At 68.4% G+C, this 11,973-nt stretch carries 11 protein-coding genes; 3 read left to right on the top strand and 8 right to left on the bottom strand.

The window, feature by feature from the left end; translation table 11 throughout:
- Positions 1–10: 10 nt before the first annotated feature.
- From BLU17_RS20185 to BLU17_RS20150, 8 genes are all read right to left on the bottom strand, one after another.
- Positions 11–376, bottom strand: a complete 366-nt coding sequence (locus tag BLU17_RS20185) for a DUF3022 domain-containing protein (RefSeq protein ID WP_092000269.1) — start codon at positions 374–376, stop codon at positions 11–13.
- Positions 377–410: 34 nt separating this feature from the next.
- Positions 411–1,220 (bottom strand): YhfC family intramembrane metalloprotease, encoded by an 810-nt coding sequence (locus BLU17_RS20180; protein WP_092000266.1) that lies wholly within the window; start codon positions 1,218–1,220, stop codon positions 411–413.
- Positions 1,221–1,366: 146 nt separating this feature from the next.
- Positions 1,367–2,458, bottom strand: coding sequence for a substrate-binding domain-containing protein (locus tag BLU17_RS20175; RefSeq protein ID WP_425434114.1), 1,092 nt, complete (start codon positions 2,456–2,458; stop codon positions 1,367–1,369).
- Positions 2,455–3,420: a 2-hydroxyacid dehydrogenase gene (locus BLU17_RS20170; RefSeq protein ID WP_092000259.1), complete on the bottom strand. Its 966-nt coding sequence runs from the start codon at positions 3,418–3,420 to the stop codon at positions 2,455–2,457. The genes BLU17_RS20175 and BLU17_RS20170 overlap by 4 nt, the downstream gene beginning before the upstream one ends.
- A 21-nt stretch (positions 3,421–3,441) precedes the next feature.
- Complete coding sequence (locus tag BLU17_RS20165) at positions 3,442–4,725, bottom strand: MFS transporter (RefSeq protein ID WP_092000256.1); 1,284 nt, start codon at positions 4,723–4,725, stop codon at positions 3,442–3,444.
- Positions 4,726–4,857: 132 nt separating this feature from the next.
- A complete protein-coding gene (locus BLU17_RS20160) occupies positions 4,858–5,844 on the bottom strand; it encodes a sugar kinase (protein WP_092000254.1) in 987 nt (328 codons plus the stop codon).
- A 59-nt stretch (positions 5,845–5,903) separates the two neighbouring features.
- Positions 5,904–6,692: a TIM barrel protein gene (locus tag BLU17_RS20155; RefSeq protein ID WP_092000251.1), complete on the bottom strand. Its 789-nt coding sequence runs from the start codon at positions 6,690–6,692 to the stop codon at positions 5,904–5,906.
- Between the two features lie 162 nt (positions 6,693–6,854).
- Positions 6,855–7,802, bottom strand: coding sequence for a LysR family transcriptional regulator (locus BLU17_RS20150; RefSeq protein WP_092000385.1), 948 nt, complete (start codon positions 7,800–7,802; stop codon positions 6,855–6,857).
- 156 nt (positions 7,803–7,958) lie between these two features.
- On the opposite strand from BLU17_RS20150, the gene BLU17_RS20145 reads away from it, so the two are divergent.
- The 3 genes from BLU17_RS20145 (at position 7,959) to BLU17_RS20135 (ending at position 11,901) form a co-directional block, all read left to right on the top strand.
- The gene (locus tag BLU17_RS20145; RefSeq protein WP_092000248.1) at positions 7,959–9,023 is read left to right on the top strand and encodes a YeiH family protein; all 1,065 of its coding nucleotides are present in this window, start codon (positions 7,959–7,961) and stop codon (positions 9,021–9,023) included.
- A gap of 258 nt (positions 9,024–9,281) precedes the next feature.
- Positions 9,282–10,016: a glutathione S-transferase gene (locus BLU17_RS20140; RefSeq protein WP_092000245.1), complete on the top strand. Its 735-nt coding sequence runs from the start codon at positions 9,282–9,284 to the stop codon at positions 10,014–10,016.
- Positions 10,017–10,155: 139 nt separating this feature from the next.
- Positions 10,156–11,901, top strand: coding sequence for a ClcB-like voltage-gated chloride channel protein (locus tag BLU17_RS20135; protein ID WP_092000242.1), 1,746 nt, complete (start codon positions 10,156–10,158; stop codon positions 11,899–11,901).
- Positions 11,902–11,973: the final 72 nt, after the last annotated feature.

The following is an 11,973-nucleotide window of genomic DNA, read 5'->3' as shown; positions in this document are numbered from 1 at the left end:
ATTACGCAAATCAAGCAAATTCTTCGTCGAGCGCGATCGTCACGTCGCGCGGCACGTCTTCGCCCTTCGCGTGCTGTTCCTCGAGCGATTCGATCGTCGCCTCCACGTAGGCCCGCAACACCGCGAAGCTGCGGCCGCGCAACCGCGGCGGCAGCGCGCGATAGCGCGCGAGCGCGGCCGGCGCGAGCGCGATCGTGAGCGCCATGCGGCGCGCCTTCGCGCCGAAGCGCATCGCGACCCAGTGCACCACCAGTTGCGGCACGCCGTTCTCGCCGGGTTCTTCGGCGAAGCGCGTCTGCTCGGGAAAGATGTCGGCGATCACGCGGGCGAGTTCGTCGAACTCGGGGCTCGCACATTCAAACAGATAGGCTTCCATTGACGCCAGAAAAAGAGTGATGAAACGCGCGTGCTCAAGCCACGCTCACGCCGCGCCGCTCGCGGCGGCACGTCCTGAAAAGCACGATTGCGACCACGACGGCCGCCACCGCATAGAAACCGTCCACCGCCGCGAGCGGCGCGAGACCGGCCTGATACATCGCGGCGGGCACGTCGATGAGCGCGTGCACCACGATTGCGAGCGGCAAAATACCCGTCCATCCCGCCCGCACGCCGCGCCACATCAGCACCGAGAAAGCGATCTGAAACACGAACGCCGCCGTGCGCTCGATCGCGAACACGCCCGCGAAAAGCGGCGAGAGGCTCGCGAGTATCAGATGCACGCGCAACACCGAATCCAGCGTGAGATTGGACAGATGCTCGTCGAGATCGCCGCGGTTCGCGAGCACCGCGAACACGATCCATTGCAGTTGCACGAGCACGCCGACGAACCACGCCTCCGCGCCCGCATGCCCGATGCCGTAGCCGAGCGCCGCGCCGTCCGCGGGGGCAGTGGGCTTGCGGGCGCCGCGGCGCTCGATGAGCCGCAAGGCGATGTAGCGCCCGACCTCCTCGCAGACGCCCGCAGCGAGCGCGCCGTACAGCACGAAGAATGCCGGATTCGCCATCACCCGCGCGGCCGCGGCGTTGCCGTGGAGCACGTAGTCGTTGAGCGCGCGCTCGAGCACGGTCGCGAAGAATGCGAAGACGGCGACGCCCGCGATCGTATCGCGCCAGTCGAGTGCAAACGGCACGCGCAGGCGGCGATAGAGCGACACGGGCAAAGCGGCGACGAACAGCGTCGCGAGCGAGAGGCAAACGAGCGTGATCGGGGCTACGGACATGGGCTTCCTTGTGACGGTCGACGCGCGTGGACGCGCGCCGCAGCCCGAATCATCGCAGATATCGGGGGCGGCGCGCAGCCCCGGCCGTGCGTCCACGCGCGCAAAGCGCCGTCAGCCCGCGCCCCATGCACGGGAAGGCGCGGCATTCATCCCAGCGTCGACGCCCGCGCCACCAGTTCGCCCTCGAACGCCGCCGCGCGCGCGGCCGGCGCCGCGCCCTCGATGCGCTCGTGCAGAAACTCCACCGCGCGATAGCCGATTTCGCGCGTCGGCTGGCGTATCGTGGTGATGCCCGCAAGCTCGGCCCACTCGGGGTCGTCGATGGCGATCAGCGCCACGCGCTGCTGCCACTGCGCACCGAGCGCCGACTTCAGATGCAGCGCGAGCCGCAGCGCCACCGGCGCGTTCGCGGCGAAGAGCGCGCAGCGCGCCCCGCGTGCGGCGGCACGGGCCACGTGCGCATCGAGCGCCGCGAGCGCGGCCTCGGCGGCCGCGTCGTCGTGCAGGTCGAGCACCTGCGTCATGCCGCACGCCGCCCCCTTCGTCGCCTGCATCGATGCGCGAAACGCCGCCTCGCGCTCGCGCCGCGAGCTCACGTGCTCGAACGGCTGCACGACGAACACGATGTCGTCGTAGCCTCGCGCGAGCAGATGCTCCGTCCCGAGGCGCACGGCCGCCGGATTGTCGAGGCCGACTACGTCGGCTTCGAGCCCGTCGACGGTGCGGTCGATCAGCACGGCGGGAATGCCGCCGCTGCCCACGGGCTTCAACATCGATTCGCGCACGCCGAGCGCGTTGACGATCACGCCCTCCACGCGATACGTGGTGAGCAGTTGCAGGTATCGCCGCTCCATTTCGACTTCGTTCGCCGCATGGCAGATGAGCGGCATGTAGCCGAGCGCATGGCACGCGGCCTCCACGCCCTGCAGCACTTCCACCGAATAGGGATTGGCGAGGTCCGCGAGCAAAAGGCCGAGCAGGCGGTTGCGCCCGCGCTTGAGTCCGCGCGCCATCTGGTTGGGGCGATAGTCGAGCCGCTCGATCGCCGCCTCGATACGCGCGCGCAGATCGGGCGAGAGCACCCCCAGTTCGCCGTTCAGATAGCGCGAAATGCTCGTCTTGCCGGTGCCCGCCTCGCGCGCCACGTCGCTGATCGTCGCGCGCCGCGGCGCGCGGGCCAAGGTGGGACCGCCTCCGCCGTTTTCCGCGCTGTCCGTGCTGCCCGGTGCCATGCTCATCGCGCGAGCACCTCGCGGTTGACGACGTTCACGTCGAGCGTGCCCGCGAGCGCCGCGACGAGATTCTCCGCCGCGCAGCGCGCCATGGCATGACGCGTCTCGTGCGTGGCCGAACCGATGTGCGGCAGCGCCACCACGTTCGGCATGCGCAGGAGCGGAGAAGCGGAATCGACCGGCTCGCGCTCGAACACGTCGAGTCCCGCGCCGTGGATCGTGCCCGCTTCGAGCGCCGCGATCAGCGCCTGCTCGTCGACGGTCGCGCCGCGCGAAGCGTTGATGAGAATCGCGCTCTTCTTCATCTTGCGCAGTTGTTCGGCGCCGATCAGGTGGCGCGTGGCCTCGGTGAGCGGCACCTGCAGGCACACGAAGTCGGAGCCGGAGAGCAGGTCGTCGAGCGCGACGCGGCGCGCGCCGTACTCGCGCTCGGCCGTTTCGTTCGGACTGCGATTCGTGTAGAGCACCTTCATGTTGAAACCGAGCGCCGCGCGCCGCGCGACCGCGCCGCCGATGCGCCCGAGCCCCACGATGCCGAGCGTCTTGCCCTGCACGTCCACGCCATATTGCGCGGGCCCGATGCTGGCCTTCCAGTGGCCCGCCTTGACCCAGTCGGCGAGTTCGACCACGCGGCGGGCGCTCGCGAGAATGAGCGAAAACACGGTGTCGGCCGTCGATTCGGTCAACACGTCGGGCGTGTGCGCGAGCACGATGCCGCGCTTCGTGAGATCGGGCACGTCGAACTGGTCGTAGCCGACCGAGATCGTCGAGAGCGCCTTCACGCGCGAGCCGTCCAGCATCGCTGGCGTGATCTTCACGCTTGCGCCGATCGCGCCGTCGGCATTTTTGAGCGCGGCGCCAAGCGCGCCCGGCTCGTCTGCGTCGACGGTCACGACTTCGGCGTGCTCGCGCAGGTAGTCGGCGACGTCGGCGGGCAAGGCCTTGTAGGCAACGATTTTGTGCTTCATAGGTGCGCTCGGAAAGGTTCGTTATTTTCCATGAATCGGCGTGGCATAGGCAGGGGTCGCTTCGCGCGGCGGCTTGACCGCGAGCGTGAGCGCGACCGAGACGACGAGCGCCGCGCTCATGAACGCATAGGATGCCGCAGGCGAGCCCGTCGCGCCATTCAGATAGCCGACCACGTACGAGCCGACAAACGAGCCGAGCGCGCCCATGCTGTTGATGAGCGCCATCGCGCCGCCCGCCACGTTCTTCGGCAACAGCTCGGGCACGATGGCGAAGAACGGGCCGTAGGGCGCGTACATCGCCGCCCCTGCCACCACGAGCAACGCGTACGAGAACCAGAAATGCGTCGAGCCGAGCGCGTAGGAGCCGGCGAACGCAAGCGCGCCGACCAGCAGGAACGGCCACACGAAGGCGCGGCGATTGTCGAGCTTGTCCGAGGCCCACGAGGCCGCGAGCATCGCGATGGTCGCCGCGAGATACGGCAGCGCGGAGAGCCAGCCCGTCTCGACCATGCCGAGCGACGAGCCGTTCTTCACGATCGAGGGCAGCCACAGCACGAAGCCGTACACGCCGATGCTCCAGCAAAAATACTGCGCGGAGAGCAGCATCACGGCGGGCGTGCGAAACGCCTCGGCATAGTTGCGCACCGGCTTGATGGCGGCCTGCTCGGCGCGCATCGCGGCGTCGAGCGCGCGCTTTTCCTCGTCGGAAAGCCAGCTCGCCTGCGCCGGCTTGTCGCGCACGAGACACCACCAGCATACTGCCCAGATGACCGCCGGCGCGCCTTCCGCAATGAACATGTGGCGCCAGCCGAACGCATGCACGAGATAGCCGGAGACGACCGACATCCAGAGCACCGTGACTGGATTGCCGAGAATCAGGAAGGTATTGGCGCGCGAGCGCTCGGACTTCGTGAACCAGTTGCTGATGAAGATGAGCATGGCGGGCATCACGGCCGCCTCGACCACGCCGAGCACGAAGCGGATCGCCATGAGCGACGGAATGTTCGTGACGACGCCCGTGAGCGCGGCGCAGCCGCCCCAGAGCACGAGGCTCGCGAACACGAGCGTGCGCACGCTGCGGCGCTCGGCGTACACGGCGCCCGGCAACTGGAAGAAGAAGTAGCCGAGGAAGAACAGCGCGCCGATCAGCGAGGAAAGCGCGGGGCTGATGCCCAGATCACGGTTGATGCCGGCCGCCGAGGCGAAGCCGTAGTTGGCGCGGTCGAGGTAGGCGAGGCTGTACGTGATGAACACGATCGGCATGATTGCCCACCAGCGGCGCGGTGCGAGCGAGGTTGAGGTCATCGGTGTCTCCTTTGTCGACTGGAGCGGGTGCGTTGGCGCGTGCCCCAGTGCCATGCAAAGCTGTCGTTCGGCGCGCCGTCTGCGAACTCGCTGCGCGTGGCGCCGTGTATTACCCGTTTCTGCCGGTTCCTGCTACGCTGCAGACGCAGCCGGGGCGCCCGCCTGCGTCTGCGCGCCTTCGAGCGCATCGAGCTGCGCCCGCGTCGGCAAGCCTTCCGAGTCGCCGATCACCTGCACGGCCAGCGCGCCGATGCGGTTGCCGCGCGCGACGGCCGCGCAAGGCGGCCGCCCTTCGAGCAGCGCGCTCACCACGCCCACGGCGAAGCCGTCGCCGGCGCCGACGGTGTCGACCACACGCTCCACGCGTTGCGCCGCGACGCGACCTTGCTCGCCCGCGGCCGTGGCATAGTACGCGCCCTCTGCGCCCAGCTTGACGATCACGCCGCGGGCGCCGCGCGAAAGATAGAAGCGCGCGATGGCTTCGGGGTCGTCCGAACCCGTCAGCACGCGGCCTTCGCCCACACCCGGCAGCACCCAGTCCGCGAAGCTCGCCAGTTCGTTGAGCGTGGCGACCATCTCCGCTTCGGAGCCCCAGAGCGTCGGGCGCAGGTTCGGATCGAACGAAATCGTGCGGCCCGCGCCGCGCATCTCGCGCGCGAGCTTGAACCCGAGTTCCCGCGACGACGACGAGATAGCGGGCGCGACGCCGCTCAGGTGCAGATGGCGCGCGCCGAGCGCGTAGTCGGCCTGGTAGTCATAGGTCGAAAGCTTGCTGGCCGCCGAGCCGCGGCGGAAATATTCGACGGCCGGGTCGCTCCCGTCGTCGTTTTTCGACTTGAGCTGGAAGCCCGTCGGATAGCGCGAATCGGTGCTCACGCAGCGCGCATCGATGCCTTCGTGCGCGAGCACGTCGCGCACGAACTGGCCGAACGAGTCGGCGCCGACGCGGCTCATCCAGCCCACCTTGAAGCCCAGGCGCGCGAGACCGGTGGCGACATTGAGTTCCGCGCCCGCCGCGCGCTTCGTGAAGCGCCCGACCTGGGCAAGCGGCCCCGGCTCGGTGGCGACGAACATCGCCATCGCTTCGCCGTAGGTGATGACATCGAGTGTGTCGGTCATGTGATGCAATTCCTGAATCCGGGCAAATCTAGGGGAACCGGGCGCGAAGCCGCCGCTGCTCAGGCGGCCGCGAGCCATCCGACGTAATGCGCGGCATCGGCGGCGAGGCGCGCCGGATCGAACGGAAATTCGATGCCGCGAGGCACATGGGTCGGCAGCAGCGCGAGCGCGGCGCGGCAGAAGGCGTCGTCGTCCGCGGGCGCGGCGGCGAAGCGGCGCGCGCCCTCGCCGGTCACGGCCTTGCAGTGGATGTACTCGACGTGCGGCGCCAGCGCGGCGGCCGCGAGCAGCGGCGGCTCGCCCGGCCATTGCCAGTTGCCGATGTCGAAGGTCATGCCGATCACGCCCGGCACGCCGGCGTCGCGCAGCGCGTTGAAGAGACCGACGAACTGGGCGAGCTTGCCGCCTTGCTCGAGCTGGCCATTTTCGACGACGACTCGCGGGCCGCTGCCCGCTTCGCCGGTACGCGCGCCGAGTGCGCCGAGCAGGTCCGCGAGACGCGCCGCGCAGGCGTTGCCGGAGAAGCCGCCCAACTGCAGCTTGACGAAGCGCGCCCCGAGCGCGCGGCCCGCCGCGACAGCGGCGCACAGCGCCGCATCGTCGAGCGCGCCATCTTCGCGATAGAGCGCGTCCGGCGTGGACCAGACGCGCCACAGCCCCGCCGCCGCAAGCGTCGTACCGAGCGCGCGCAGCGCCTCGGGTTGCGCCTCGGCATCGCTCATCAGTTCGCGCCGCACTTCGAACGCCTGCGCACCCGCGCGGCGCGCCGACGCGCTCCATGCCGCGTGTCCGTCGCGCCAGATCGCCTGCGCGCCGAACGCGCTCGCCACGATTGCTACTTCCGCCATCGCCCTCTTCCCAGTTGTTGCCTGCCGCCACGCTCTCCGCGCCACTTTTTGGAACCGGTTCCAAATTCTGGCCGAAAAAAAGCGCCTGCGCGCCGGTTGATTAAAGCGAATAGTGCGCGCTCGCGGCGTGCGGCGCCATTCTGGTATGCCCTGGGCCGGTGGTCAGGCGCCGGGAAGATCGGCGAGGCACAGCTCCAGAAAGCGCTGCGCGACGCGCGAGGCCGCGCCCGCATGCGGCACGAGAATCGAGAAACGCCGTGCGAGCGGTTCGGGCCCGAGGCGGATCTGCCGCAAGGCGCCGTTTTCGTGCCGCATCGACATGGCCGAGACGAAGCCGATGCCCATGCCCGCCCGTACGGCCTCCTTCACGCCCTCTACCCCCGCGATCTCCAGCGCCACGCGCATGGGCACGCCCGCGCGCGCGAATGCGCGCTCGACGACCTGGCGCACCCCCGAGCCATCTTCGCGCAGGACCAGCGGCCAGGCGGCGAGCGCTTCCATGGTGACGGAGGGCATGGGTTCCGCGGCGTTGCCCGGCGCTGGTGGCAACTGCGTGGGTAACTGCGCGGGCAACTGCGGCGCCAGCGCGTGTCCGCGCGGCACGATGGCGACGATTTCGTCTTCGTGCCAGGGATACACGCCCGTATCCGGCGGCAACTGCTCGCCCACCGGCCCCTCGATCAGCGCGATATCGACCGCCCCAAGCATGGTCACGATATCGGTCGTATTTCCGCTCGACGTTTCGAGCTTGACCTGCGGATAGCGCTCATGGAACTGCGCGACGAGATACGGCAGCCGGTAGCTCGCGGGCGTCGTGGTCGCGCCGATCCGCAGCGTGCCGCGCTCGAGGCCGCGCAGCGCGTCGCGGTAGGCAAGCGCGTCGCGCCAGGTGTCGCGCAGCCGCCTCGCATAGCCCGCGAGCTGTTCGCCCGCCGGCGTGAGGCGCACGCCCCGGCCGTCACGCTGGTAAAGCGGCTCGCCGAATTCCTCCTGCAAGAGCCGCAACTGGCCCGACACGGCGGGCTGCGACAAATGCAGGGCCAGCGCCGCTCGGCTGATGTTGAGATGCTCGGCGACTGCCGCGAACGTTATCAGTTGTTCCGGGGTCATGATGGTGAAATATAGCGCCAAGCTATATATTACTTCGCAAATCACGATTTTTCATATTGATATATTCAAATTAGGATTAGGCCATTCGATAGCAATCTGTTCGCTACCCCGTTCGGCATCGGTATCGCCCGGTGCCCGCTCGAGAAAGAGGCCCAAATGTCTTCACCCACCCTTGCGCATTCGCTGCCTTCCACACGGGGGCAGCTCAACGGCGTGCTGTTCGTCGCGCTCTTCGCGGCAGCCGTCACCAGCATCGCGTCGCTGCCCGCCATTGCCGGACTCGGCCTGAGCCCGCTTATCGTCGGCATCGTCGCGGGCGCGGTCTACGGCAATGCGCTGCGCGACGGCATGCCCGAAAGCTGGGCCGCTGGCGTCAACTTCTCCGCGCGCAAGCTGCTGCGCATCGCCGTGGCGTTCTTCGGATTGCGCGTGAGCCTGCAGGAAATCGCCCAGGTCGGCGTGGCCGGGCTCGTCGAATCGGCGGTGATCGTCGTCAGTACGCTCGCGATCGGTACCTGGGTCGGCATGAAGCTCCTGAAACTCGACCGCGATACCGCCATCCTCACGGCGGCGGGCAGCGCGATTTGCGGCGCGGCGGCCGTGCTCGCCTTCGAATCCACGTTGCAGTCCAAGCCGCACAAGAGCGCCATGGCCGTCGGCAGCGTCGTGCTGTTCGGCACGCTTTCGATGTTTCTTTACCCGGTCCTCTTCCGCGCGGGCTGGCTGCATCTCGATACGCTCGGCGCCGGACTTTTCTTCGGCGGCACGATTCACGAAGTCGCCCAGGTCGTCGGCGCGGCGAGCAACGTGAGCCCGGAAGCCACGCATATCGCCACCATCGTCAAGATGACGCGCGTCATGCTGCTCGTGCCGGTGCTGCTCGTGCTCGGCGTGTGGCTCAACCGCGCGGCGCGCGGCACGGCGCAGCACGCCGGTCACAACGGCGCGCGCAAACTCGCGGTGCCCTGGTTCGCGCTCGGCTTTCTCGCGCTCGTGATCGTGAACTCGCTTCGCATGCTTCCCGAAACGGCCACCCACGCGGTCAACACGCTCGACACGTTCGCGCTCACCATGGCGATGACGGCCCTCGGCATCGAAACGCGCGTCTCGCAGATCCGCCAGGCTGGCCCGCGGGCGCTCACCGCCGGTTTCCTCATCTATCTCTGGCTGGTCGGCGGCGGTCTCGCGATCACCTGGGGCGTCGAGCGCCTGTTCGGATGACAGTGCGCCGACAGGCCGCGCAAAACCCCGTGCCATCCGCCCTGCTCCGCCCCGGGCCGACTCGCCCCGCCGCTTGCCCCGTCCGCGACGGGGCTTTTTCCGTTTCTGCGCGCGCCGTTTTCGCGGCGTCTGCCCGGCGCGCGGCACCCGCGAGCCAGGCGCGACGGTTGCGAGCGATACTGTGCGCTGCTGTCCATTGCACGGACAGCGGCCACGCAAGCCGTGGCGGGCACGGCAACCGACGCAAGGGGACGACCGATGGCATACGAGCTCTATTACTGGGACGGCCTGCAAGGCCGGGGCGAATTCGTGCGGCTCGCGCTGGAAGAGGCGCAGGCACCTTATGTGGATGTGGCGCGCGGCGAGAAGAAGGACGGCCTCGGCATCGGCGCGATGATGAACGAACTGGAGAGCGACGGCCCGTATCCGCCCTACGCGCCGCCCTTTCTCAAGGACGGCGACCTCATCGTCCCGCAGACGGCCAACATCCTTTTCTACCTCGGCCCGAAGCTCAAGCTGGCGCCGCACGACGAGGACCTGCGCATCGTCGCGAACGGCCTGCAGTTGACGATCGCGGACCTCGTGACCGAGGCGCACGACACGCATCATCCGATCGCGGGCAGCCTTTACTACGAGGACCAGAAGGACGCGGCGAAGGCGCGCGCGGGCGACTTCATCGCGCATCGCATTCCAAAGTTCATGAGCTACTTCGAGCGCGTGCTCGCGCACAACCCGGATGGCCCGCGCCACATGGTCGGCAAGGCGCTCACCTACGTCGATCTTTCGATCTTTCAGATCGTCGAAGGGCTGCGCTACGCGTTCCCGAAAGCGACGAAGCACTTCGCGGAGCACTATCCGCATGTCGTCGCACTGCGCGACGCGGTGGCGAAGCGCCCGAACATCGCCGCCTATCTCGCCTCGGAGCGGCGGCTGCCGTTCAACGAGACCGGCATATTCCGGCACTATCCCGAACTCGACAAGGCCGTGCGCTGAGCGCGCATGTGCAGCCGGATGCGTCCGCCCATGCCGCATGCGCTGCGCACGCGCGGCGGCGCACCCGCTATGATTCCTGTCGCGCGTCGCGCCCTGCGCACGCGCGATTTTCTTTCACCCGTCATCTGACCCGCCCGCCGTGCTGTCATTCCTGCTGAAGCTGCGCACTCGCGCCCGCGATCTCTTTCGCCTGTCCGACGCCCACACGATGCTCATCTGGTCGGTCATCGTCGGCGTGGCGGGCGCATTCGCGACCGTGGTCTTCCGCGAAGGCATCCAGTATGTGCAGGTGCTCCTCATCGGCAACGAAGGCAGTCTCGTCGAGATGGCGCGGCACCTGCCGTGGCAACGGCGCATCTGGCTGCCCGCCGCGGGCGGCTTCGTCGCGGGGTGCCTGCTGCTGCTCGCGAGGCGCAAGGCGCCCGCCAACGGCAACAAGGCGACGCACACCGACTACATCGAGGCCGTGGCGATCGGGGAAGGCGTCATGCCGGTCGGCACGAGCGTGTGGCGCAGCCTCTCCTCGCTCTTCACGATTGCGAGCGGCGGCTCGATCGGCCGCGAGGGACCGATGGTGCAGCTCGCCGCGCTCGCCGCCTCGCTGATCGGACGCTGGGTCCACTTCGATCCGTCGCGGCTGCGTCTGCTCGTCGCGTGCGGCGCGGCGGCCGGCATCACCTCGGCGTACAACGCGCCCATCGCGGGCGCCTTCTTCGTGACCGAGATCGTGCTTGGCTCGATCGTCATGGAAAGCTTCGGGCCGATCGTCGTCGCTTCCGTGGTCGCCAACATCACCATGCGCGAATTCGCGGGCTACAAGCCGCCGTACGAGATGCCCGTGTTCCCGCCGGTGACGGGCGTCGAGGTGCTGCTGTTCGTGGCGCTCGGCCTGTTGTGCGGCGCGCTTGCGCCGCAGTTTCTCGTGATGATGTCCACCGCGAAAAAAGGCTTCGGCCGCCTCAACGCGCCGCTGCCCGTGAGGCTCGCGCTCGGCGGTCTCGTGGTCGGCGTCCTTTCCGTCTGGACGCCCGAGGTGTGGGGCAACGGCTACAGCGTCGTGAACTCGATCCTGCACTCGCCGTGGACCTGGACCGCGCTCGCCACCGTGCTGGTTTTCAAGCTCATCGCGACGGCTGCGACCGTCGGCTCCGGCGCCGTGGGCGGCGTGTTCACGCCGACGCTCTTCATGGGCGCCGTGCTCGGCTGCCTGTTCGGCCAGGGCATGCACGCGCTCTGGCCGGACGGCACCTCCGCGTCGTACGCCTACGCGATGGTGGGCATGGGCGCGTTCCTCGCGGGCGCGACGCAAGCGCCGCTCATGGCGATCCTGATGATCTTCGAGATGACGCTCAGCTATCAGGTGGTACTGCCGCTCATGCTGTCGTGCGTCGTTGCGTATTTCGTCGCGCGCGCGATCGGCAAGGCGTCGATGTACGAAATCACGCTCTATCGCAACCGAGAGGAGGCCGAGCGCCTGCGCCTGCGCATGACGCAGATGCGCGAGCTGGTCCGCCCCGCGCAGACGGTCGTGCGCGCCGACGCGACGGTGCAGGAAATGACGCGCGTGTTCCTCGAGTATCCAGTGAAGTATCTCTACGTGACCGACGAAACGGGGCGCTTTCTCGGCGCGGTCGCGCTGGCCGACATCACGTCCGACCTGCTGCAAAAGCGCGATACGTCGAACAGGCACGCCCGCGACTACCTGAAACCGACGTTCGACGTGCTCACGCCCGACATGCCGCTCGCCGTCGGCCTGCAGCACTTCATGTCGTTCCAGGGCGAGCGCCTGCCCGTGGTGGAGAGCATGCGCGAACCCACGCTCGCGGGTGTGGTGTACAAGACGTCGCTCCTCGATGCGTATCAGCGCATGAACGCGGACCGGTAGGCACGCCCGGCACACGCGGCGCGTGGCAAAGCCCGAGGGATTTTCTAGAATTCAGGGATTCGGAACGACCGC

Origin of the sequence: Paraburkholderia lycopersici, from assembly GCF_900096975.1 — a bacterium.
Classification (GTDB): Bacteria; Pseudomonadota; Gammaproteobacteria; order Burkholderiales; family Burkholderiaceae; genus Paraburkholderia; species Paraburkholderia lycopersici.
This window is presented reverse-complemented; position numbering and strand designations above follow the sequence as displayed.